A 23,999-nucleotide genomic window follows, 5' to 3' on the forward strand; every position below is an offset into this window, starting at 1 on the left:
AACATGGTGCCCTCTTCTGCCCCCCTCTCCCTCTCCGCCGGCCTCAATGCCGACCTGCACTGCCACTCCACGGTGTCCGACGGCACCCAGTCTCCGGAATGGCTAGCCCAGCATGCCCACGACAAGGGCGTGGAGCTCTGGGCGCTGACCGACCACGACGAAGTGGGCGGCATTGCCCGCGCCCGTGCCGCCGCCCTCGCGCTGGGCCTGCCCTTCCTTGCCGGCGTCGAAATCTCCATCACCTGGGCCGACAAAACCGTCCACATCGTGGGCCTCGGCGTGGACGAGCAAAACCCCACCCTGGTCGAAGGACTCCGACGCACCCGTGGCGGGCGCGAGGCCCGCGCCCGCGACATGGCTGCGCAGCTCGCCCAGGCAGGCATCCCCGGCGCCTTCGAGGGCGCCCTGCACTACGTGGGCAACCCCGACCTCATCTCCCGCTCGCACTTTGCCCGATTCCTCGTGGAGCGGGGCATCTGCAAGGACATGGGCGACGTCTTCCACCACTACCTGACCGAAGGCAAACCCGGCTTCGTGCCCCACCGCTGGGCCTCCCTCGAAGATGCCGTGGGCTGGATCCGTGGCGCAGGCGGCATCGCCGTCATCGCCCACCCTGCCCGCTATGGGTTCCCTCCCCTGCAGGAAGATGCGCTCTTCGACCAGTTTTGCGCGCTGGGCGGCGAAGGGGTGGAAGTCGTCACCGGCAGCCACACCCCCGACGAATGCCTGCGCTACCGCGACCGTGCCCTTGCAAGCCACCTGCTCGCCTCGCGCGGCAGCGATTTCCACTCCCCCCGCGAGAGCCGGCTCGACCTCGGCACGCTGCCCCCGCTCGATGCGCACCTCACTCCCGTGTGGCAGCGACTCGCCTCCCGCATCGCCCTGCCCGAAGGCCGGGTACTTGCCTGATCCCTCCTCTCCTTCTGCCCATGGCCCAGCTCTTCGAGATCCACCCCGACAATCCACAACCCCGGCTCCTGCGCCAGGCATGCGCCCTGCTCGACAAGGGCGAGGTACTTGCCGTGCCCACCGACTCGGGCTATGCCCTGGCCTGCCATCTCGACGACAAGTCCGCCGCCGACCGCCTGCGCCACATCCGCGGCCTCGACGACAAGCACCACCTCACCCTGCTCTGCCGGGATCTGAGCGAGCTTGCCAACTACGCCCGCGTGGACAATCGCCAGTACCGGCTGCTGCGACAGGGCACTCCGGGGCCCTACGCCTTCATCCTCGAAGCCTCCAAGGAAGTCCCGCGCCGGCTCAGCCACCCCTCGCGCAAGACCATCGGCCTGCGCGTGCCCGAACACCATGCCCTGCAGGCCCTGCTGGCCGAACACGGCGGCCCCTTGCTCGCCACCACCCTGCTGCTGCCCGACTCGGACGAAGCCTTCCACGACGCCGATTCCATCCTCGACGCACTCGACCATGAACTCGGCGGCGTGATCGACTCCGGCGCCTGCCCGCGCCAGGCCGTCACCGTGGTGGACCTCACCCCCATGGGCCACGGCGGTGCCCCCGAGCTCGTGCGAGAGGGCGCAGGCGACCCGGCACGTCTCGGCATGTAAACTCGGCAGGGCCTCTCTCCGGTACTGCACAGCACAGGCGCGCACCAGCGCCTGCCCCGACAAAGGCCGGCACCGAGGCCGCAGCAGGAATGCACCAGGCCGCTGCCCCCACCCTCATCGCCACGGCCTCCTTCCTGCCCCTTTCCCTTTTGCCACTCCTCCCCATGGACCTTGCCCAAACCATCCAGGCCATCACCCTCTACGCCATTCCGGTCCTGTTCGCCATCACGGTGCACGAAGCCGCCCATGGCTACGCCGCGCGCTACCTGGGCGACAACACCGCCTGGAACCTGGGGCGCGTCACCCTCAATCCCCTGCGGCACATCGACCCCATCGGCACCATCGCCATGCCGCTCGTCCTCTACCTGCTCACCGGAGGCGCCCTGCTGTTCGGCTACGCCAAACCGGTGCCCATCAATTTCGGCAAGCTGCGCAACCCCAAGCGCGACATGGTCTGGGTCGCCCTGGCGGGACCGGGCTCCAATCTGGCTCAGGCCATCCTCTGGGGCGCCGCACTGTACCTGTGTGCCGGACTGGGTCTTCATGAGCCCTTCGTTCTACAAATGTGCAAGGGCGGCATCCTGGTGAATGTGGTCATGTTCGTCTTCAACCTCTTTCCCATGCCCCCGCTCGACGGCGGACGCATCGTGGTAGGGCTCCTTCCTCCCCGTCTCGCCTGGCAGTATTCCAAGATCGAACCCTACGGCTTCTTCATCGTCATGGCTCTCGTGGTGACCGGCATCGCCTCGCGCCTGTGGATGTATCCGCTCATGAACCTGACCTATGCCGTGGTGGATTTGATACTGAGCCCGCTTTCCATATTGGTGCGCTGAGCCGGCGACTACACACTTTTGTATCAACATGAAAGTCGTATACGTCGCCAATTTGCCTGACAGCCCCACAATATGCACAAAGCACACGCATGCTGCCGGAGATGTAAACAGATTTGAAGCTATGATTACATCCATTCGTAATTGCATGCAGCTGCCCAGGCAGATTCGATTTACTCTTTCATCCGGCGCTTCCGACTGTTCCGGATTCTGGAAATATGTCGTTATTCATCGTTGAAGACCACCCCCTGTATCGCGAGGCACTCGCCAGTCTTGTCCGGCGTCTGCGCCCCGGCGAGGACATCGTGGAACTCGAACGCGTGGGCAGCATTCCAGAGGCCGTCAAGACCCATGGCCAACCGGAAGCCATTTGCCTGGACCTGACCCTCAGCGACACCCTCGGGTTCTCCGGCATCCGCGAGATCAAGCACCACTTCCCCATGACCACGCTGGTGGTCATCTCCGACCAGGCTGCCGAGGAATGCGAAAGTCTCTGCCTCGAAGCCGGAGCTGATGCCTACATCTCCAAGCTTGTCGATACCCGCGATCTGTATGCAGCCCTGCGTACCATGCTGCTGCCCGACAGCACGATCGAAGAAAACGATCTCGCCAACAGCAAACTCTCCAAGCGCCAGACCCAGCTGCTCGCCGCCCTCGAAGAAGGCCTGAGCAACCGCGACATCGCCGAACGCCTCGGCATCAGCGAGCACACCGTCAAGGTGCACCTCTGGCGCCTCTTCCGCCGTCTGGGCGTCAAGAGCCGCACGCAGGCCATCCACATCGCACGCGCCAACGGCCTGATCAAGGCCTGACGCCATATATTCATCCTCCCAGGAGCCTTGCACAGGCTCCTTTTTCATGCCTGAATAATCCCTTCACCCCCCTGAATCGCCGAGAGGGAATAGCATGCTCGTTTGATTATGTCGCATAGAATCGTTGCATTTTCAGAGCCCCTCTTGCACATCGAAAGTGTTTTGTCCATTCACCAAATGGATAATAAAAACACGAATAATCTTTCATAGTATTTAATACATTCACAATACAAGCATCTTTCGTCTGTACCCTCCCTGTTCCGCAGGATGCCCCTGAAGCATGCGGAGCCACCCCTGCCGTGCAGACCGGAACTCCACCCCTCTCCCGCCTTCCGCCCTTTTTCCCGACATGCTGCGCGACCGGCTCGTTACCCTGTTCACTCCCGACCTGCGCGGCCCCATGCGCTATGCGCTCGATCGGCGCACCTTCTGGTACAGCCACTACCTGTCCACGGGGCTGCGCACGAGCAGCGGCATTCTGGCAGTGGCCCTGCCCGCGCTGTGGCTGCTGCCTCTCGGGCTGGCACTGGCCATGGCTTTCGGAGCCTCCTGCCTTGCCCTCGTCGACCAGACCGGCCCCCTGCGCAGCAAGATGCGCGAACTGGCCGTCTCGCTGCTGCTCAATACCCTGGCCTCGTGCGCAGTGGGTCTGCTCCAGCCGCATCCTCTCGCCCAGGATGCCGTCACCCTGCTGCTGACCTTTGCCTCGGCCTTCGTGCTGCTCTATGGCAAGCGCGCCATGCCGATCCAGTTTTCCATGCTGCTGGCCATGACGCTGTCGATCGCCCATGGCGGTACCCCCCACGAGGCGCTGCGCACCTCCGCGGCCTTCCTGCTCGGCAGCATCCTGTATTTCGCCTATGCCATGGCTGTCTCCACCCGCCAGCGCCACCGCGTCAAGCAGCAGGTGCTCGCCGAATGCCTGTTCGAGCTGGCACGCTATCTCGACATCAAGGCTGGTTTCTACGATCCAGCCACCGATCTCGACAGCCAGTACACCGCCCTCATCCGCCAGCAGGTGGTGCTGGCCGAGAAGCAGCAGGCCGCCCGCGACATGGTGCTGCAGCCCCAGCAGGATCCGGGCGACGACCGTCTCATCCAGATCCATCTGGGCATGCTCGACCTGTATGAGCAGGTGATGTCCACCCACACCGATTACGCCGCCCTGCGCTTCTACTTTGGCCAGGGCGATGTGCTGATCTTCCTGCGTGACATGGTGCTCAAGACCATGCGCGATCTCGAAGCCATCGCCTATGCCCTCACCCGCGACCGCATGTCGTCCAGCCCGGTACGCTACGCAGCCGAACAGCGTGCCCTGGAGTACGAACTGCACCTGCTCTCCCAGCAGGTGCAGGCCCACACCATGCCTGCCGAGGCGCTCACGCAGCTGCGCTCGGCCTTCGTCAAGATCGGCGACATCGTCCGCTGCATCGGGGAACTGCACGCCGCCACGCGGCTGCAGAAGGTGGACCTCCCCGCGCTCGACCTCCGGCTTTTCGTCTCCCGCCCACGCCTGGGCCGCACCCTGCTGCTCGACAACCTCAGCCTGCAATCCCCCATCTGTCGCTATGCCCTGCGCATCACCCTGGCCATGGCCACCGCGCTCGTCATCGGCGACTTGCTGCCCTATGCCTCGCACGCGTACTGGATCATGCTCACCATCGTGATCATCATGAAACCCAGCTACGCCCTGACCCGGGAACGTCGTGCCAAGCGCATGCTCGGTACCGTGCTGGGCTGCGCGCTTGCGGGTGTGGTGCTGTGGTGGGTGCGAAGCCCAGTGGCGCTGCTGGTCATTCTGTACCTGTCGCTCACCACCTCGGCCACCTTTGTGCAGATCCGCTATCTCTACACGGCCACCGCCGCCACGCTCACCGTCATGATCCTGCTGCACTTCATCGACCATGGCGGCAGTGCCGGCATTGCCGTGGAGCGGCTGGCCGACACAGGCATCGGCGTGCTCATCGCCAGCATCTTCAGCTTCGTGCTTCCCAACTGGGAACGCCAGGCCCTGCCCTCCCTGCTGCGCCGCATGCTCGGCAGCGCGCGCCTCTATCTGGACGAGAGTCGTGGCCTGCTGCTCGACCACCCCATGGACGACGAAAACTACCGTCTGGCCCGCAAGAGCTTCCTGGACCAGATCGCCGGTGTCAATGCCGCACTGCTGCGCATGCTCGAAGAGCCCCGCCATCGGCAGCATGGTGTGCGGCAGATCAATCAGCTGCTGGTGCGCACCTACCTCATCACGTCCCACGTTGCGGCACTGCGCATGATGCTGCGCCGACACCCCGAACTTCCGCAACAGGAAAGCTACCGCACCGAGCTGTCTGCCGCCATGGACCTGGCGACCCAGGCACTGACCGAGGCCTGCACCACGCTGCAGGGAGCCTCCCAGACAGCTTCAGGGGCCACGTCCCCCTCCTCACCTGCAGAAATGGCCTTCACCGCCGACGCGCTGCCCGGCAGCAGCGAACATCTGCGCAGAGTGCTCCAGCAGCGCATTCGCTCCCTGCAGACTGACGCCCTGAGCCTGATTCCGCTGGCGGCAAGAGCCTCACGGGTACTCCAGGGTCCCGCATCCACCACCGCGCCCCCATCGGCCTGAGCACGGCCCACTCCGCCAGCCCCCTGGACTCAGATGGGCATGGCCACGAGATCGTGTCCCTCGGCCGCCACGATGCGGGCCTGGGTGAACTGCCCGACCTTGAGGATCTTGCTGATCTTCTGCGGAGGCAGCAGGCGCACGATGCCGTCGATTTCCGGTGCATCGGCATAGCTGCGGCCCACCGCCCCCTTCTTGCCCTGATTCGGGGCGCTGTCCACCAGCACCTGCATGGTCATGCCCACGCGCTCGCGCAGCTTGGCAGCCGATACCTCTTCCGCCACTTCCATGAAGCGGGCACGCCGCGCCTCCCGTTCGGCATCGGGCAGTGCACCCGGCAGGTCATTGGCCGCTGCACCCTCGACCGGGCTGTAGGCAAAGCAGCCGGCCCGGTCAATGCGCGCCTCCCGCACGAAATCGAGCAGATGGGCGAACTCCTCTTCCGTCTCCCCCGGAAAACCGGCAATGAAGGTGCTGCGCACGACCAGCTCGGGGCACAGCTCCCGCCACTTCTGGAGACGCTCCAGGTTGCGTTCGCCGCTCGCAGGACGCTTCATGCGCCGCAGCACCTCCGGATGGCTGTGCTGGAATGGCACATCCAGATAAGGCAGCACCAGGCCCTGCGCCATCAGCGGAATGATCTCGTCCACGCTCGGATAGGGATACACATAGTGCAGCCGGACCCAGGCTCCGTGCCGCTGTGCCAGCTCGCCGAGCGCCTGCACCAGCTCGAACGTCCGCGTGCGCACGGGTCGACCGTTCCAGAAGCCGGTGCGGTATTTCACATCCACGCCATAGGCAGACGTGTCCTGGCTCACCACCAGCAATTCCTTGACACCCCCTTCAAAAAGGGCCTCCGCCTCGCGCAGCACATCTCCCACGGGACGGCTCACCAGGTCTCCGCGCATGCTTGGAATGATGCAGAACGTGCAGCGATGGTTGCAGCCCTCGCTGATCTTCAGGTAGGCATAGTGTTTGGGAGTGAGCTTGACGCCTGCCACCCCAAAGCCCCCCGGCACGAGATCCATGAAGGGATCATGCGGCTTGGGCAGATGCTGGTGCACGGCCTCCATCACTTCCTGCGTGGCATGCGGGCCCGTGACGGCCAGCACGCTGGGATGGATTTCCCGCACCAGATTGTCCCCGACATGCCCCGCCTTGGCGCCCAGACATCCCGTCACGATCACCTTGCCGTTTTCCGACAGGGCCTCGCCTATGGTGTCCAGACTTTCCTTGACGGCATCATCGATGAAACCGCAGGTGTTCACGATCACCAGATCGGCGCCTGCAAAGGTCTTGCTGGTTTCGTAGCCTTCGGCAGAAAGCTGGGTCAGAATGAGCTCGGAATCGGTCAGTGCCTTGGGGCAGCCCAGGCTCACAAAACCGATCTTGGGGGTAGAAGATACTTGCGGTGCAGTCATGGGGCGCTATTGTCGCAGCTTGCAGCCCGGCACGCATCTGCCCCGCTGCACCCCCTTGTGGTGCCCGCGCCGCAGCACCTGCCCGGTCAGCGCTTGGGCTGGAAGGCCGCCAGCCACTGCTGCAGGCTCTTCTGGTATTGCCGCTGCATCTGGTCCTGCATCTGCTGCATGCCCTGCATGGGCATGTGCATCATCTTCTGCCATGCATCGCGCCCCCCGAACCCGGGCGCCATCTCCATCATCTTCTTCTGCATGTCGGCAAAAGCCTGGATATTGCTCTCCAGACTGGCTCCGAAGAATCCCTGCATGGTGTGTCCATAGAACCGGATCAGATTGGCAAGCACTGTCTCGCTGAACAGCGGACTGCCCCCAGCCTCCTCCTCCAGAATGATCTGCAGCAGAATGCTGCGGGTGAGGTCATCCTGCGTCTTGGCGTCACGCACCACAAAGGGGATCCCCGCCATCACCAGCGCCTTGATCTCGGCGAGCGTCACGTAGCTGGAGGTCTCGGTGTCGTACATCCGGCGGTTCGGGTACTTCTTGATGATCCGGAGGTGTCCTTCGTCCACGCTCTTGGGCTGATCGGCTTCTGCCTGCTCGGGCAGAGAGGTGGAGGGGGTCTTGCTGGAGGTGGTCGCCATATACTTCTCGTGGATCGTGCGGTGCCCGGAAATGAGGGGGTGTCTCCCTCGCTGTGTGTGCCGATTATGCCCTGATCCCCTTCTGCCCTCCTCTTCCTGCTCCTGACCATGCGCTCTCGCCAAGAAGCTCTCACACCCGTCGATGATCGGGCCCTGTCCCTGGCTGCCTCCCTGTTCGCTCATGCCCATCAGGGCGCCCTCGCCTTTCTGTCTCCTTCCAACGGCTGGCCCCAGGTGAGCCGGGTGGCCGTGGGCCGGGATGCCGAGGGCATTCCCCTCATCCTGATCTCCGGCCTGTCCGCGCATTTCGCCGCACTGTCGCATGACCCGCGCTGCTGCCTGCTTCTGGGAGAATCCGGCAGCGGGGACCCTCTGGCGCACCCCCGCATCAGCGTCGACTGCCGTGCCGTGCGCATCCCGGATGTGGACAAGCCCATCCACCGCGACGCCTTCGTGGCCTGGCAGCCCAAGGCAGCCCTCTATGTCGACTTTGCCGACTTCGCCTTCTGGCGCCTGACACCCGAATCCGCGAGCCTCAACGGCGGCTTCGGCAAGGCGCACGCCCTTGACGCCAGTACCCTGCAGGGCATCCTGCGCACAGCCCTCGCGCTCGCCTCCGCTCCGCCCCAGTCCTGAGGAGCAAGAAGACCCGTGGGGACAACGACACATGCCCCACGGATCGGGCAGGATATGCTGTTACAAGCTGTATCAATCCCGGGGTTCTGCATTACCATCCCGTCCATGAACAGATCGAGCCCCCCTGGTCGCCGGGAGACGCGTCCTCCCCATTCCGAAATCCTGCCCCGTCATCCGTCCCCGCAACTGCGTCCTCCGGGCGCTCCCGTGGTCACCGTTCCCACCGATCCGGTACTCGAAGCACGCTACGCCCCTTTCGACATGCTGGCCACCCTCGTATCGGTGGTCAATCCGGAAGGTGCCGTGCTGTTCGCCAACGCGGCTCTCGAAGACGCACTGGGCCACTCCCGCCACACCCTGCTGGGCACCACTCTGGCCAGCTTCTTTGCCCGCCCCGGCGTACTCCTGCAGGCCATCCGGGGGGCCAGCAGCAACGACTACGCCGCCCTGCGCTACGAAGCCCGGCTCATGCGCCAGGGGCAGGACCCCCTGCCCGTGCACGTCGTGGTCGCCCAGACCGACGATCCGGATCAGGTCATCGTCGAACTCCTCCCGCTCGAAGCCCAGGTCCGTCATGACAGGGAAGACCGCATGGTCACCCAGTCCATGGCCAACAAGACCCTGGTACGCAGCCTGGCCCACGAAATCAAGAACCCCCTGGGGGGCCTGCGGGGCGCAGCCCAGCTCCTCGAAATGGATCTGCCCGATCCGGCACTCAAGGAATACACCCAGGTCATCATCCGCGAAGCCGATCGCCTGCAGGCCCTGGTAGACCGCCTGCTCGCACCACATCGGAGCGCCCCCACTCTGGGAGAAGTCAACATCCACGAAGTCTGCGAACGGGTGCGCGCACTCATCGTCGCCGAATTTCCGCATGGCCTCACCGTGGTGCGCGACTACGACACCTCGATCCCCGAATTCCGCGGAGACCGGGAACATCTCATCCAGGCCGTGCTCAACATCGCCCACAACGCAGCACAGGCCCTGGGAGAACGCATTGCGCGCGGTGATGCACGCATCACCCTGCGCACGCGGGTAGCCCGACAGGTTACCTTGGGTAAACAGCGCCATAAATTGGCACTGGAATTGCTTGTCATCGACAACGGACCAGGCATTCCGGCTGACATTGTTGAACAGATCTTCTTCCCCCTCGTCACCGGTCGCGCCAACGGAACCGGTCTGGGCCTGACGCTCGCACAAACCTACGTGCAGCAGCATCACGGCCTGATCGAATGCGAAAGCGAGCCTGGCCAGACCATATTCCGGGTGCTGATTCCCCTGCTCTAGTCCTGGAGCCGCCAGGGCATCGCACCGATATGCACCATAATTGTGCAAAATGCCACAGGATTGCGAGGCCAAGGTGACAATGAAATCAATCTGGATCGTGGATGACGACGAGTCCATCCGCTTCGTGCTGCAGAAGGCGCTGGCGCGCGACCAGCTTCCCGTGACGAGCTTCTCGTGCCCCAGCCAGGTGCTGGCCGCACTCGACAAGCCCGCCCAGTATGGCCAGCCCCTGGTGCTGGTCAGCGACATCCGCATGCCGGATCCGGAGGGCCTCTCGGGACTGGACCTGCTCAACCGCGTGCAGGAGCGCCTGCCCGCACTGCCCGTCATCGTGATGACGGCGTTTTCCGACCTTGACAGCGCCGTATCGGCCTTTCAGGGCGGTGCCTTCGAATACCTGCCCAAACCCTTCGATGTGCCCAAGGCCGTCGAGCTCATTCGCCGTGCCGCCCAGGAAAGCCAGCGCGAGGAATTCACCGAAGAGGCCGACGAAAACGTCATGCCCCAGGAAATCCTGGGACAGGCCCCTGCCATGCAGGATGTGTTCCGCGCCATCGGCCGCCTCAGCCAGAGCCATGTGACGGTGCTGGTCACCGGTGCGAGCGGCACGGGCAAGGAGCTGGTGGCCCGTGCCCTGCACCGCCATTCCCCCCGCGCCAAGGGCCCCTTCGTCGCCATCAACACGGCCGCCATTCCCAAGGACCTGCTCGAAAGCGAACTTTTCGGCCACGAGCGAGGCTCTTTCACTGGCGCACAGGCCCAGCGCCGTGGACGCTTCGAACAGGCCGAAGGCGGCACCCTCTTCCTCGACGAAATCGGCGACATGCCCTTCGAGCTGCAGACACGCCTGCTGCGTGTGCTCAGCGATGGGCACTTCTACCGTGTCGGTGGCCACAGCGCCATCAAGGCCAACGTCCGCATCATCGCCGCCACGCACCAGAATCTGGAAGACCGCGTGCGCCTGGGCGAATTCCGCGAGGATCTCTTCCACCGCCTCAACGTGATCCGTCTGCGTTTGCCGGCCCTGCATGAACGCCGGGAAGATGTCCCCATTTTGGTGCGTCATTTTCTCCAAACCAGTGCCCAGCAGCTGGGCGTCGAACCCAAGCGGCTCAGCGACGAGGCCATGCAGCGCCTCTCCGCCTTCAGCTTTCCGGGCAATGTGCGCCAGCTCGAAAACATCTGCCACTGGCTGACCGTCATGTCCCCGTCGCAGATCGTCGAGGTCAAGGATCTCCCTCCCGAAGTCCTTACCGAATCGGCCACTGCAGGCGCCCCGGCCCCCTCGGCAGCCTCCGATGCCGCACTGTCCTTCAACACGGCCCCTGCTGCCCTGCGCTCTTCGCTGCCCCCCGAAGGCACGGACACAACTGCATCAGGCAGTCCGTCGGTCTCAGGCGGTACGGTGATCCCCGTCTCCGCTCCGGTGGCCGAGCCCATGTCGCTGCCACAAGGCTGGCCCACCACCGATGGACATGCCCTGATGGACCTCACCCAAACCCTGGCGACAGACTGGAAGCAGGGCCTGGCCCATGCAGCCCAGCTGCTGCTCGAGCAGGGACGAAACGACATCTGGGAAGCGCTCATCGGCGAATGCGAACGCACCCTCATCCGCACGGCCCTGCATTCGACGCACCAGCGCCGCATCGAGGCTGCTCACCGGCTGGGCATCGGGCGCAACACCATCACGCGCAAGATTCAGGAACTCGGGCTGGAATAACAAAAACCGCGCAGCAGGTCAAAAGCCTGCAGCGCGGTTGCGTCCTGCAAAGGGAGCATGGCAGGAAGGCGAAGTCTCTCCCTGCATCACGCAGTCTTACCCGCCCGCACGTCCCAGTTCGCGGCGCAGCCCTGCCAGATCGCTCTCGGCACGCTGGATGCTGGCACGCAGGCCCGCCACACGTTCCAGGTACTTCTGGTAGTTGTGCGTTTCAGAGCCCATGCGCTCAGGCTCGCCGTTGTTGTATTCCCGGCGCAGATCGGCCAGCTTCTGGGTCGTGCGCTGCCACTCGGCCTGCAGAATGGCGCGAGCCCCTGCCTCGCGGGTACGCTGGGTCGTATCCTCGATGCGCCGTGGCGTGGGGGTGTTGCTCAGAGGAGCAGGACGGCTCTGCGCACGCATGCGCGGACTCGCCACTGCAGGCACCACGGATGCACTGCCCCCCGTCACCCCATGAATCGTTCCACCCCGCACCACGGTCACATTGCCGCCACGCAGGGCTACACATCCCCCCTGACGGATGCGCTCGGCACTGTTGGTGTATTCGTTGCCACACCGATAGATACGGCTCTGTGCCTGGGCAGGCAGCACGGCTCCCACGCCCAGCACTCCCAACGACAAGAGCAATCCCAGTTTCTTCATGCTTGACTCTCTCGACTTCCGTCAATGACCAGATGGACAACGCACACCACCCATCGACTGACCAGTGGTGACATGAGTATCTGACAGTTACAAAGAAAAACCAAGAGACACTGTCCAGGTTTTACATTTCGGGCAACAAAAAAGCGGCTTGCGCCGCTTTTTTGCGAATACCACCGGCTTACAGCGAGTAGTACATTTCGAACTCAACCGGGTGCGGCTGAATGCGCAGCTTGTTCACTTCGCTCATCTTGAGCTCAATGTAGGCGTCGAGCATGCTGTCGGTGAAGACACCGCCCTTGGTCAGGAACGCACGGTCCTTGTCCAGCTCTTCGAGGGCCTGATCCAGGCTGTGGCAGACGGTCGGCACCAGCTTGTCCTCTTCGGGCGGCAGATGGTACAGATCCTTGGTGGCAGCCTCTCCGGGGTGGATCTTGTTTTCCACGCCATCCAGACCGGCCATCAGCAGGGCAGCAAAGCCCAGGTAGGGGTTCATCATCGGGTCGGGGAAACGGGCCTCGACGCGACGTGCCTTGTCGCTCATCACGTGCGGAATGCGGATGGAGGCAGAGCGGTTGCGGCTGGAGTAAGCCAGCTTCACGGGAGCCTCGAAGTGCGGCACCAGACGCTTGTAGCTGTTGGTGGAGGGGTTGGTGATGGCGTTCAGGGCGCGTGCGTGCTTGATGATGCCGCCGATGTAGTAGATGGCGAAATCGGACAGGCCTGCATAGCCGTTGCCTGCGAACAGGTTCTTGCCATCCTTCCAGACGGACTGGTGCACGTGCATGCCGCTGCCGTTGTCACCTGCATAGGGCTTGGGCATGAAGGTTGCGGTCTTGCCATAGGCGTTGGCCACGTTCCACACCACATACTTCTGGAGCTGGGTCCAGTCGGCGCGCTGCACCAGCGTGCTGAACTTGGTACCGATCTCGTTCTGGCCTGCGCCCGCCACTTCGTGGTGGAACACTTCGACCGGAATGCCCAGGGATTCGAGGATCATGACCATCTCGGCGCGCATGTCCTGCGTGCTGTCGACGGGGGGAACGGGGAAGTAGCCGCCCTTGATGGTGGGACGGTGGCCCTTGTTGCCGCCGTCGAAGTCGCGGCCGCTGTTCCAGGGAGCCTCGTACTCATCGATTTCGTACATGGTGCGGCCCATTTCGGTACTGAAGCGCACGCCATCGAAGATGAAGAATTCGGGTTCAGGTCCGAAGTAGGCGGCATCGCCCAGGCCGGAAGCCTTGAGGTACGCTTCAGCGCGCTTGGCGATGGAGCGGGGATCGCGGTCATAGGCCTTGCCGTCGCCCGGTTCGAGCACGTCACAGGTCAGCACCAGCGTCGTTTCCTCGAAGAAGGGGTCGACCACCGCAGTTTCTGCATCGGGCATGAGCAGCATGTCGGATGCTTCGATGCCCTTCCAGCCTGCGACGGAGGAACCGTCGAACGCGTGGCCTTCGGAGAACTTGCCCTCGTCAAAGGCGGAGATGGGCACGGTCACGTGCTGCTCCTTGCCACGGGTGTCGGTGAAGCGGAAGTCGACAAACTTGACCTCGTTCTCCTTCACCATGCTCATCACTTCAGCGACGGTTTTTGCCATCTGGAATCTCCTCAAGAGGGTTACACAATTATTCAGAAAACCAACTTCATGGCGGCCTGCGGCGCAACGGGCATGCACAAAACGTGCCAACGTACCATGAGACAGGAATGTACACAGGATGCTCCGTGCACTCCGATACCCCGCCGGGGACTCGAAGGGGAACCGCCTTTACGGTCATTTCGTCCACCTGCTATTGTGCCTTGTGTTGCGGTTTTTTCCTGCCTCCGGGTTGACCGGCCGCAAAAAAACGGAAGGGTTCGCCCGCGTGATTCCCTCTGAAGACGGCAACCGAAAGGCACCACAAAAAGGCATTTGCACCAAACAGGTGCAAATCATCGGCGCAATTCGGGGCCCAGATCACATCCCATGGCGCCAAGGCTGCGCACCATGTCCTCAAAGGCCGCATCCACCGCCTGCTGATCCCCTCCCTTGACCCCCAGATCGATGTGCGGGCCATATACGGGGTGATCCACGCTCGGCAGGCTGAAGACCTTGATGCCGGGATAGGTGGCCTCCAGCCGCTCCATCAGGGGAGTCAGGGCCGCCTCGTAGGCCTTGCGCACGATGATGGAACGCTCCACCCAATGGCGCCTTTCGAACCAGTGTGCATAGAACGTGTCGAGCACCCATTCCATCATGGGCCACGCCATGACCGGGAAACCCGGCATGAAGTGCACATGTCCGACCGAAAACCCGGCAATGCGGTTGTAAGGATTGGGAATGATGCTGGCCCCCTCTGGGAACATGGCCATCTGGAGACGCTGGAGATTGTCGGCACGCTCTTCGTCGAAAGGTTCGCCCTTTTCGCTGGCCACGTCGCGCATGCGCGCCAGTATCTGCGCCCGGGCAGCCGGGTGCATGGCGAGCGGAACGCCCAGTGCTTCTGCCGCAGCCTGCCGCGTGTGGTCATCCGGGGTGGCGCCAATGCCGCCACAGCTGAACACCACATCGCCACTGGCAAATGACCGCCGCAGCTGATCGGCGATGCGTGCACGGTCGTCCCCGATCATGTGCACATAGGACAGTGCCAGACCCCGCGCGCCCAGCAGCTCGATGGCCTTGGGCACATGCTTGTCGGCACGCCGGCCCGACAGCAGCTCGTCCCCCAGGACCAGCAGCCCGAAAGTGGGCATCGAGGCGTGGGGAGCAGGCGGAACCACTCCCTCTGGCAAGGAGCCAGTCTGAAGGGATTCAGTCGATATTGCGGATGCAGGTGAATTCATGTTTTCTCCCGATGAAAGTTCCCGTTTGGCCGAGGGCGGCAGGCGTTCCACAGCCCTGCCAGGTCAAAGACGCGACACGAGGCCCCTGCCTTGCTGGGGCCCACCCTCGTCCATGGTACGCGCCGAGACATCGATGACGTCCATTGCGGCGGTTCTGGCTGCCTGCTCGGCATCGGCAGCAAGACGCATCTGCTGCAGCACTGCCAGGCAGTAATGGGCAAACCACAGGGAGGAAAAGGCAAAGACCAGCGCATAGATCCACACGGCCACCGGCACCAGCAACACAAAGGCCACGGCAAAGAATGCCACCGAACTCCACACGACCCCGGGCGCTGCCCCCAGCAGTCCGACGATGATGCCCATGACCAGCAATTCCACGTGATGGCTGCGCATGAGGGCCCGCCTCTCCTCGCGGGAAGCAAAATCTGCCAGGGTGTCGTAGGCCATGACGCGATAGGTGAGCCAGCCCCAGATGAGCGGCGGCACGATCAGCACCAGGGGGGGCACGAACCACAGGGGAATGCTCAGTCCCAACGCCACCAGCGCCAGCGCGGTATGCCCCAGAGACCATCCGACACTGCCGAAGAAGGAGCCTCCGTGGCGCTGCTCCAGAAGCGGAAAACGCCGCTCGGCCACCATGCGCGTCAGAGGGGGAGTCATGAAAAAGGCAATGGCCAGCAGGGAGACCAGCACCAGCAGCGGAGTGATGGCGAAGATCACCGTCAGCACCGGCACCACCGCCTTGAGCTGCGGCATGTGCAGCCACTCCACCGCACGGTCGATCACCGTCTGCAGCGCCGTACCCTCCAGGGCCTGGCGCACGGCATCGACCGCCGGCATCCATCCCCACTGCGCAAAAGCCAGTGCCACAGCGATGAGCAGCACGAGGGGCAGCAGGGACAGCACAATCACGCGGGGGTGCAGACAGTACGCCACCGCCCGCCAGAAAGCATCGAGCAAAATCTTCATGGCTGCACAGTGTAGGGGAATGCTCCGCCACCTGCCGTGTCGGCCGCATCAGACAGGGCGGAAGCACTGGCGCCTGAACTTCCACAGTGTGCACAGGCATGCCAATGGGGCAAGGATTCGCGCCCACGCAACAATCCTGCAGCCGCTGCACGCCGCCCGGCATTGCAACTGCCTATAATCAAGGCATGATCCGCATGCAATATTCCATTCACACGCTGCAGCCCTTGCCGGTTGCAGGTGCAAGTGCATTTGCATCGATCTGCATCACCAAAACGACAACCATCAAGGGCTGATCCAGTCCAGGTTCGTCGTGCGCCACTTTTCCCGGCCCAGACGAGCCGGGCACAGGTTCCTTTTTCCCCATCCGATGATCGTTCTGGCGCTGCCTGAAAAGGTTTGCTTTTCGTGCGCCCGGATCCTGCCTCGTCTTTCCGGGCCCCTCACTTTTAGGTCATCACTGAGAAAGGCGTGTACGCAATGAAAGTTGGCAATCTGGTCGGCCTCGTAGGCTGGCGTGGCATGGTGGGTTCGGTTCTGATGGACCGCATGAAGGAAGAAAAGGACTTCGATCTGATCGAACCGGTTTTCTTCTCCACTTCCAATGCGGGCGGCGCTGCGCCCGACATGGCCAAGAACGAAAAAACCCTGCAGGACGCCTACGATCTGGAAGCGCTCCGCAGATGCGACGTGATTCTTTCCTGCCAGGGCGGCGACTACACCACGGAGATTTTCCCCAAGCTTCGCGCCGCAGGCTGGAAGGGGCACTGGATCGATGCAGCCAGCACCCTGCGCATGAAGGACGATGCCGTCATCGTGCTCGATCCCGTGAACATGCCCGTCATCAAGAAGGCACTGGCCGAAGGGGGCAACAACTGGATCGGCGGCAACTGCACCGTGAGCTGCATGCTCATGGGCGTAGGGGCCCTCTACAAGGCCGGACTGGTCGAATGGATGAGCACCCAGACCTACCAGGCAGCCAGCGGAGGTGGCGCCCAGCACATGCGCGAGCTGCTCACGCAGTTCGGCACCCTGCATGGCGAAGTCCAGTCCCTGCTGCAGGATCCCAAGAGCGCCATTCTGGAAATCGACCGCATGGTCATCGCCAAGCAGCGTGCGCTGACTGCCGCAGAAACTGCCAATTTCCTCGTGCCGCTCGGCGGCAGCCTGATTCCGTGGATCGACAAGGACCTGGGCGACGGCTACTCCCGCGAGGAATGGAAGGGCATGGCCGAAACCAACAAGATCATGGGACTGGGCGAAGGCTTCGGAACAGCCCCCATTCCCGTGGACGGGTACTGCGTGCGTGTGGGCGCCATGCGCTGCCACAGCCAGGCGCTGACCTTCAAGCTCAAGAAGGACGTGCCTGTGGCAGACATCGAGGCGCTGATCGCTGCCGACAATCCGTGGGCAAAGGTCGTGCCCAACAACAAGGAAGACACGCTCCGTGATCTCACTCCCGTGGCTGTGACCGGCACCATGACCATTCCGGTCGGACGCATTCGCAAGCTCGCCATGGGGCCGGAATATGTCGGCGCCTTCACGATCGGTGACCAGCTGCTCTGGGGCGCGGCCGAACCGCTGCGCCGCATGCTGCGCATCCTGCTGGAAGACTGATCTCCTCCCTGCGTGCTCCCCCTCCATCCACCGGAACGGGAGCCAGGTACAGGGCACCGGACCGAGTGAACTTTGTCCCCTGAAGCCTTCATCGACTCGCTGTCGATGAAGGCTTTTTGCATGGGTGCATGGCAACCGCATATTTGTCCTACACTACCCCGACGGATCGTCCTGACAGCAGAAACAGGCCAGCCTGCACGCAGGAGGGAGCGGATGTCCCTTTCGTCGTAGCCTATCTGCAACGAAACGTTTCATTTTACAAATCACTCGGTGACAATAGGCTGATCCGGCACTGAAGGTTGGCAGTGCAGGTCGGTTGCGATGCCGGCTCCCACTTCAAGACCTCGTTCACCCTGTCTCACACACGCCCATGAACCATTGCACCACGCACTTTTCCCCCGCCGATGCAGGCGATGCATCCGTGCGCAGCCCTCTGTCACGCATTGCCGTGGCGGCTGCCCTCGTCATGGCCGGAATCAGCACCAACAGCTACGCCCTGGGGTTCGGAAAGCTGCATGTGCAATCCGCACTGGGCCAGCCCCTGCACGCTGAAGTGGAAATCCTGGATGCCCGCCCCGGCGAACTGCGCGCAGGGCTGGCACCTGCAGCCAACTATTCCAAGCGTGGACTGGATTACAACCCCATAGTCAGCAGCATCCGTTCGAGCGTACAGCGCATCAATGGCCGCACGGTGCTGCGCCTGACCAGCGACAGACCCCTGAGCGATCCGTTCCTGGACGTGGTCCTGCAGGCCAACGACGGCTCTGGACAGGTGGTTCGCGACTACTCCATTTTGCTGGATCCTCCCAGCCGTGCCCACCGCGCTGCCCCCGCCGTGACAGCCGCAGAGGTCTCCGCCCCCCGGCACCGTGCAGCCCCCCCTCGGGCTGCAGACGTCGCTCCTCGCCCTGCCACAGCCCGTCACGCCGCGGCACGGCCTGCCGCCCCTGCCGGCAAGGCCTCTCGTCATGCCTCGCATGGTGCCAAAGTGGTTCGTGTACGCCCTGGCGACACAGCCGGCAGCCTGGCAGCCATGCGCAAGCCCGCCAATGTGTCGCTCGATCAGATGCTGGTGGCCATGCTGCGCACCAACCCCCACGCCTTCATCGACGGCAACGTCAACCGCCTGAAATCGGGTGCCGTGATCCAGATGCCCTCGGCATCACAGGCCACTTCCACAGCCGCGCCCCAGGCCAGCCGTGAAATCGCCGCGCAGAGCGCCGACTTCCGCAGCTATCGCCACAAGCTCGCCGAAACCACCACCACTCAGGCTACGACCAACGCACGCCAGAGTGGCGGAGCAGTGCAGGCACAGGTGCAGGACACCCAGTCCGCACATGCTGCCGCACCGGATGCCCTGACCCTGTCCAAGGGAGCGCTCAAGGGCAAGAACAAGACCGAGGAGCGGATTGCCAAGGCTGCCCAGGAAAAAGCCAACAACTCCCGCACCAACGAGCTCAACAAGAACCTGGACGATCTGAAAAAGCTCAGTGCAGCCGCTGGCGCAGCGTCCTCCACAGGAGGCCAGGCTGCTTCTGCCCCCAAGGCAGGTGCGCTGGTCGCCACCACGCCCGCAGCCCTGCAGGCCGCCAGCGGCGCGGCCAGTGCAGCCAGCAGCGCAGCCTCCACGGCATCCGCAGCCAAGGCGCCGCTCAAGACAGCCTCTGCTCCCCTCAAGAAGAAGCACATCACGCCTGCTCCCGCTCCCGTGAAGGAAGAACCGGGATTCTTCTCCAGTCTCCTCGACAACCCCCTGCTGCTCGCAGGCGGTGCCGGTGTGCTGGCCTTGGTGGGGGGACTGATCGCCTTCCGGGCCCGTCAGCGCAAGAAAGAGGCGGAAACCCAGGAAAGCTCCTTCCTCGAAAGCAACTTCGCTCCCGACTCCTTCTTCCACGCCTCGGGGGGCAAGGAGGTGGACACCTCCGACTCCGGCGTGCAGACCGACATCAACCAGTCCTCGATGCTGTATTCGCCCAGTCAGCTCGATGCCGAGGCCGATGTCGATCCCATTTCCGAAGCCGATGTGTACATGGCTTACGGGCGTGACCTGCAGGCCGAAGAAATCCTCAAGGATGCGCTGGTCAAGTATCCGGGCCGGGTGGCCATTCTGGCTAAGCTGCTCGAAATCTACCATCGTCGCCGCGACGCCAAGGCATACGCACAGACCGCCCAGACACTCAAGAACCTGACCCAGGCCGCAGGCCCGGACTGGGATCTGGCCCGCAAGAACGGTCTCGCACTGGAACCTGGCAACCCCCTGTATACCGATGCATCGGTACCGGCAGCCGGCAGCACTCCGGCTTCCGAATCAGGAGCCGTGCTCAGCTCGACCGAACTTCCCGAAAGTGTGCCTGCATCGCTGCTTCCCGGACAGGCTGCCGCAGTGTCCTCCGCTCCGCCAAAGGCCCCGGTCAAGCCGTATGTCGATACCCTGCCTCCGGATACCCAGCCGGCGCCCACCGATGTACCGGCTCAGACCACCGGTCTCACTCTCGACTTCAACGAACTCGATGCCAGCCATGCGGCTGCCTCGCTGACTCCCGCTACCGTGGTGCTGCCCACAGAAGCACCGGCCATCGCACCAACACCCGTGGACATGCCAGTGGCAGTCCCTGTGGCCACCCAGCAGCCCACCGCACCGGCAGCGAGCATCCCACCCACCGCCAGTGACGCTGCTGACAGCGAACAGCCGCTGGACTTCGATTGGAAGGGACTGTCCCTCGATCTGGACCATGCCCCCGAAATCCAGAAGAACGGTGTCGCGCCCGAACCTGCGGCTGCCCCGGAAGCCGAAGCCATGCATGCACTCACGACCAAGCTGGCCCTGGCGCGCGAATTCCTGGCCATTGGCGACAAGGATGGAGCACGCGCCATGGCACAGGAAGTGGCAGATCATGCCACCGGCGAGCTGCAGGCCGAAGCCCGCAAGTTCGTGCAGGAAATCGCCTGACGCACCATCTGCAGAAGGCGCGGGAGGGAGTAGCGCTCCTCCCTTCTGTTCTCTCTGTCTGCCGGCGGTTTCTCCGGCCCCCACGCCTTCCCTTGTCGGAAGGCGTTTTTCATGCAGGAGTCGATACCGGCTCTGCCACCTGTCCGTGTCCGAAAAAAAGCGGGCATGCTGTGCGCATGCCCGCTTTGTCGATGACTGACCTGGTCTATCGGTCCATCAAGCGAAGTTCTGCTCTGCAAAGGCCCAGTTGACCAGTTTGCCGAAATAGGCTTCCAGGAACTTGGGACGGGCATTGCGGTAGTCGATGTAGTAGGCATGTTCCCACACATCGGCCGTCAGCAGAGCCTTGTCACCCGTAGTGAGCGGAGTAGCGGCATTGCTGGTGTTGACGATGTCCAGCGAACCATCGGCCTTCTTGACCAGCCACGTCCAGCCAGAACCGAAGTTGCCGACGGCGGACTTGGTGAAGGCTTCCTTGAACGCATCCAGGCTGCCCCACTTGGCATTGATGGCATCCGCCAGAGCGCCGGCAGGAGCTGCACCGCCGTTGGGCGTCAGGCAGTTCCAGAAGAAGGAGTGGTTCCAGTGCTGGGCTGCATTGTTGAACAGCGCGCCGGACGACTTTCGGACAATGTCTTCGAGGGCCATGCTCTCGAACTCGGTGCCTTTCTGCAGCTCGTTGAGCTTGTCGACGTAGGCCTTGTGGTGCTTGCCATAGTGGTATTCCATGGTTTCCTTGGAATAGGCAGGTGCGAGCGCATCCAGTGCATACGGCAGTTCGGGAAGCTTGTGTTCCATGATTGGGCTCCTTGTGGGGATGAATGAGTGGGTGGAAATGCACAGGCCCCGCGTCACCTGCCGCATTTCATGCGAGCTCTGCGCATGGTCTGCCATCACTCCCGGCACGCCATGCGCGGCTCGACCGAATCATTGTCGCATAGGGAAAGTGCAACGCTGTCCCGAGGGGTTCTTGTCCCTGTTGCAAGACGTAGTTCTGCCCCAGCGTGGACCCGCAGGGTGACAGGCACTGCGCTTCATTCCTCCTCCTCTCCCTGCAGCGGGATCTGCACCGGCAGGGGGGTCAGCAGGACTTCGCCGTCGCTGATTCTGGCGTGGACCTGCTGCTGCAGCCGAAAATCCCGACGATGCGACAACAGATGCCCCTGGTCGTCCTGCAGCAGTGCATAGCCTCGCTGCAGCAGGGCCTGCGGGTTCATGAGCCGCAGGCCGGTTTCGAGCGTCGTGAGCGAGGCGACCTGTGCTTCCAGCGCAGTGTGCACGCCGTCGTGAAGCCGCCGCTCCAGCTCCCGAAGATGCGAGACAGCCATCGCATGCTGCAGATGCAGCACGCGCTGCATGCGCGTCTGCCACAGGGACAACTGCATCCGTTGCTCGCGCGTGATGCGTTGCTGCCGCACAGCCTGCTCCAGGCGCTGCCGCCATGCCTCCCAGCGGGGCCGGTGCACGCCCAGCCATCGGGGCAGCACATGCTGCATGCGCCCCTCGATCTGTTGCAGACGCTGGGATTGCGTCCTGAACCGTCCGCATGCACGTTCCAGTGTCCAGCCCAGCCGATCCAGGCGCTGCGCCTCGTTCTGCAGTCGGCGTTCCACCCATTGCCCCAGTCGCTGCCCTTCCAGAGTGACCTGATGCACTATGTCATCCCGGGGAAGCGCCGCAAGCTCTGCAGCGGCCGTAGGCGTAGGAGCTCGCAGATCGGCGCAGAAATCGGCAATGGTGAAATCGGTTTCATGGCCCACGCCCGTGATCAGGGGCACGGGGCTGTGAATGATGGCTTCTGCCACCCCCTCATCGTTGAAGGCCCAGAGGTCTTCGAGAGACCCCCCTCCTCGCACCAGCACGATGGTGTCGATGGGCGCAATGCCTGCGGGAGCGGTCCCCTGTCGCTGACGCTCCACCAGACGGTACAGGGTCTGCAATGCACGCACCAGATCGGCAGGAGCCCCCTGCCCCTGCACCAGCGCGGGTACGAGCACCACGGGCACATGCGGCGCGCGCCGGGCCCATGTCGACGCCACATCCCGCAAGGCGGCAGCGCCCAGGGAGGTGACGAGTCCGATTCCACGGGGATAGGGGGTGGCGACACGCTTGCGCGCGGCATCGAACCATCCCAATGCCTGCAAGGCAGCCTTGCGGCGCAGAAAATCCTCGTACAGAGCCCCCTGCCCGGCACGCCGCATGCTTTCGACGATGAGCTGCAGCTCGCCACGCGCCTCGTACACGGCCAGACGCCCGCGCACCTCCACCTGCTGACCTTCCTGCGGCTGCCAGTCGAGCAGGCTGGCAGCCCGGCGGAACATGGCACAGCGCAACTGGCCTGCGGCATCCTTGAGGCTGAAGTACCAATGACCGCTCGCGGCACGACTCACCCCGGCGAGCTCACCCTGCACCGTCACCGATCCAAAGCGTGCCTCCAGGGCGTCGGCAATGGCATGACACAGTGCGCCGACCTGCCAGATCCTGCGCGCCGGAATTCTCTCCAGAGAGTCAGACATGCTGCGGCCCCCTGGGGAAAAAGCAGCCCGCATGCCTGCCAGAAACCGTGCCGAAAGCCAGCAAACTCGTAGCAACTATTTGTTTTTGTTGATATTTTTTGCTGCACATTTTGTAATCAAAGTAACTTTTCCGCCATCATCCGTTGGGCAAAATAGGTTGTCACCCCGTTGTCCACACAGTTATCCACATTTTGCGTGGACAACTTGCCGCACCGATCGCCTCTGGAGGTCGTGGCAGCTGGGTGATAATCAACGCTGGTTCCGAACTGTCGGCACACGCCACGCACCGCTGCAAGCGCAGGGGGCGCGTCGTGTCCCGATGCCCTCTTTCCTAGGAGATCTCTGTGCTTTCGATCATACAGGCCGCTGGTTGGCCGATATGGCCCCTGGTGATTTGCTCGATCCTCGGCGTCGCCCTCATCATTGAACGGTTCATCAGTCTGCAGCGCGCCCGGATCGCCCCCAAGAACCTGCTCGACGAGGCCCTGACGGCGACCCGAGAGAAGCTCCCGGCCCCCGACACCCTGCAGCATCTCGAAGACAGCTCTCTCTACGGACAGGTGCTGGCCACCGGCATCCGTGCCATCAATGCGGACCCCAACCTGAACGAATCCGATCTGCGCAGCGCCATGGAAGGTGCTGGCCGTCGTGCCGCGCACAGCATGGAGCGCTTTCTCCCGGCGCTGGCGACGATTGCCTCGGCGGCTCCACTGATGGGGCTGTTCGGCACAGTGGTCGGCATGATCGAAATATTCGGTTCCCAGAATGCTGCGGGGGGCAATCCCACTCAGCTGGCCCATGGCATCTCGGTCGCTCTCTACAACACGGCATTTGGCCTGATGGTGGCCATCCCTACCCTGATCTTCTGGCGCTATTTCCGGGCCCGGGTCGATGACTATCTGCTGGGCATGGAGCTGGGCTCTGAACGCTTCGTGCGCCATCTGACCCAGTTCCTCAAGAAGTAAGCCCCAGGGCAC

General features: G+C 63.3%; 20 protein-coding genes. 12 read left to right on the plus strand and 8 right to left on the minus strand.

Annotated elements, in window-relative coordinates; all coding sequences use genetic code 11:
- The first annotated feature begins 3 nt into the window (after window positions 1-3).
- The 5 genes from ACP2WS_RS03580 (at window position 4) to ACP2WS_RS03600 (ending at window position 5,812) form a co-directional block, all read left to right on the plus strand.
- Window positions 4-909, plus strand: a complete 906-nt coding sequence (locus ACP2WS_RS03580) for a 3',5'-nucleoside bisphosphate phosphatase (RefSeq protein ID WP_426459533.1) — start codon at window positions 4-6, stop codon at window positions 907-909.
- A gap of 20 nt (window positions 910-929) precedes the next feature.
- Window positions 930-1,565 (plus strand): L-threonylcarbamoyladenylate synthase, encoded by a 636-nt coding sequence (locus tag ACP2WS_RS03585; protein WP_374491546.1) that lies wholly within the window; start codon window positions 930-932, stop codon window positions 1,563-1,565.
- Between the two features lie 164 nt (window positions 1,566-1,729).
- On the plus strand, window positions 1,730-2,398 hold the full coding sequence (locus ACP2WS_RS03590) for a site-2 protease family protein (RefSeq protein ID WP_374491548.1): 669 nt from the start codon (window positions 1,730-1,732) through the stop codon (window positions 2,396-2,398).
- 215 nt (window positions 2,399-2,613) lie between these two features.
- On the plus strand, window positions 2,614-3,207 hold the full coding sequence (locus ACP2WS_RS03595; RefSeq protein WP_374491551.1) for a response regulator transcription factor: 594 nt from the start codon (window positions 2,614-2,616) through the stop codon (window positions 3,205-3,207).
- A 349-nt stretch (window positions 3,208-3,556) separates the two neighbouring features.
- Window positions 3,557-5,812 (plus strand): FUSC family protein, encoded by a 2,256-nt coding sequence (locus ACP2WS_RS03600; RefSeq protein ID WP_426459534.1) that lies wholly within the window; start codon window positions 3,557-3,559, stop codon window positions 5,810-5,812.
- Window positions 5,813-5,841: 29 nt separating this feature from the next.
- Here ACP2WS_RS03600 and rimO read toward each other — a convergent pair whose 3' ends face one another.
- Both rimO and phaR read right to left on the minus strand, forming a co-directional pair.
- The gene (gene rimO / locus ACP2WS_RS03605; RefSeq protein ID WP_426459535.1) at window positions 5,842-7,230 is read right to left on the minus strand and encodes a 30S ribosomal protein S12 methylthiotransferase RimO; all 1,389 of its coding nucleotides are present in this window, start codon (window positions 7,228-7,230) and stop codon (window positions 5,842-5,844) included.
- An 86-nt stretch (window positions 7,231-7,316) separates the two neighbouring features.
- The gene (gene phaR, locus ACP2WS_RS03610) at window positions 7,317-7,871 is read right to left on the minus strand and encodes a polyhydroxyalkanoate synthesis repressor PhaR (protein ID WP_374492793.1); all 555 of its coding nucleotides are present in this window, start codon (window positions 7,869-7,871) and stop codon (window positions 7,317-7,319) included.
- 108 nt (window positions 7,872-7,979) lie between these two features.
- Between phaR and ACP2WS_RS03615 the strand changes: the two genes are divergently transcribed.
- The 3 genes from ACP2WS_RS03615 to ntrC all read left to right on the plus strand — a co-directional run bounded on the left by ACP2WS_RS03615 (window position 7,980) and on the right by ntrC (window position 11,514).
- On the plus strand, window positions 7,980-8,507 hold the full coding sequence (locus ACP2WS_RS03615) for a HugZ family pyridoxamine 5'-phosphate oxidase (protein ID WP_426459536.1): 528 nt from the start codon (window positions 7,980-7,982) through the stop codon (window positions 8,505-8,507).
- 261 nt (window positions 8,508-8,768) lie between these two features.
- Entirely contained in the window at window positions 8,769-9,794 is a 1,026-nt protein-coding gene (glnL, locus tag ACP2WS_RS03620) for a nitrogen regulation protein NR(II) (protein ID WP_374492980.1), read from the plus strand.
- Window positions 9,795-9,873: 79 nt separating this feature from the next.
- Complete coding sequence (ntrC, locus tag ACP2WS_RS03625) at window positions 9,874-11,514, plus strand: nitrogen regulation protein NR(I) (protein WP_426459537.1); 1,641 nt, start codon at window positions 9,874-9,876, stop codon at window positions 11,512-11,514.
- A 96-nt stretch (window positions 11,515-11,610) separates the two neighbouring features.
- Here ntrC and ACP2WS_RS03630 read toward each other — a convergent pair whose 3' ends face one another.
- The 4 genes from ACP2WS_RS03630 to ACP2WS_RS03645 form a co-directional block, all read right to left on the minus strand.
- Window positions 11,611-12,156, minus strand: a complete 546-nt coding sequence (locus tag ACP2WS_RS03630) for a hypothetical protein (RefSeq protein ID WP_374492800.1) — start codon at window positions 12,154-12,156, stop codon at window positions 11,611-11,613.
- A gap of 178 nt (window positions 12,157-12,334) precedes the next feature.
- Window positions 12,335-13,750, minus strand: a complete 1,416-nt coding sequence (gene glnA, locus ACP2WS_RS03635; RefSeq protein WP_374492801.1) for a type I glutamate--ammonia ligase — start codon at window positions 13,748-13,750, stop codon at window positions 12,335-12,337.
- A gap of 332 nt (window positions 13,751-14,082) precedes the next feature.
- Window positions 14,083-14,883 (minus strand): competence/damage-inducible protein A, encoded by an 801-nt coding sequence (locus ACP2WS_RS03640; RefSeq protein ID WP_426459538.1) that lies wholly within the window; start codon window positions 14,881-14,883, stop codon window positions 14,083-14,085.
- Window positions 14,884-15,036: 153 nt separating this feature from the next.
- On the minus strand, window positions 15,037-15,942 hold the full coding sequence (locus ACP2WS_RS03645) for an EI24 domain-containing protein (RefSeq protein ID WP_426459539.1): 906 nt from the start codon (window positions 15,940-15,942) through the stop codon (window positions 15,037-15,039).
- Window positions 15,943-16,040: 98 nt separating this feature from the next.
- Here ACP2WS_RS03645 and ACP2WS_RS03650 point away from each other — a divergent pair, with 98 nt between their 5' ends.
- From ACP2WS_RS03650 to ACP2WS_RS03660, 3 genes are all read left to right on the plus strand, one after another.
- On the plus strand, window positions 16,041-16,235 hold the full coding sequence (locus tag ACP2WS_RS03650) for a hypothetical protein (RefSeq protein WP_426459541.1): 195 nt from the start codon (window positions 16,041-16,043) through the stop codon (window positions 16,233-16,235).
- Between the two features lie 184 nt (window positions 16,236-16,419).
- Window positions 16,420-17,556 (plus strand): aspartate-semialdehyde dehydrogenase, encoded by a 1,137-nt coding sequence (gene asd / locus ACP2WS_RS03655; protein ID WP_426459542.1) that lies wholly within the window; start codon window positions 16,420-16,422, stop codon window positions 17,554-17,556.
- Between the two features lie 370 nt (window positions 17,557-17,926).
- Window positions 17,927-20,506: a motility hub landmark protein FimV gene (locus ACP2WS_RS03660; RefSeq protein ID WP_426459543.1), complete on the plus strand. Its 2,580-nt coding sequence runs from the start codon at window positions 17,927-17,929 to the stop codon at window positions 20,504-20,506.
- Window positions 20,507-20,722: 216 nt separating this feature from the next.
- Here ACP2WS_RS03660 and ACP2WS_RS03665 read toward each other — a convergent pair whose 3' ends face one another.
- Both ACP2WS_RS03665 and xseA read right to left on the minus strand, forming a co-directional pair.
- The gene (locus ACP2WS_RS03665) at window positions 20,723-21,304 is read right to left on the minus strand and encodes a superoxide dismutase (RefSeq protein ID WP_426459544.1); all 582 of its coding nucleotides are present in this window, start codon (window positions 21,302-21,304) and stop codon (window positions 20,723-20,725) included.
- Between the two features lie 236 nt (window positions 21,305-21,540).
- The gene (xseA, locus tag ACP2WS_RS03670) at window positions 21,541-23,022 is read right to left on the minus strand and encodes an exodeoxyribonuclease VII large subunit (RefSeq protein ID WP_426459546.1); all 1,482 of its coding nucleotides are present in this window, start codon (window positions 23,020-23,022) and stop codon (window positions 21,541-21,543) included.
- 344 nt (window positions 23,023-23,366) lie between these two features.
- Between xseA and ACP2WS_RS03675 the strand changes: the two genes are divergently transcribed.
- Window positions 23,367-23,987, plus strand: a complete 621-nt coding sequence (locus tag ACP2WS_RS03675) for a MotA/TolQ/ExbB proton channel family protein (protein WP_374492811.1) — start codon at window positions 23,367-23,369, stop codon at window positions 23,985-23,987.
- Window positions 23,988-23,999 lie beyond the last annotated feature (12 nt).

Source organism: Brachymonas moutaii (nom. illeg.), assembly GCF_049977365.1.
GTDB lineage: Bacteria > Pseudomonadota > Gammaproteobacteria > Burkholderiales > Burkholderiaceae_C > Brachymonas.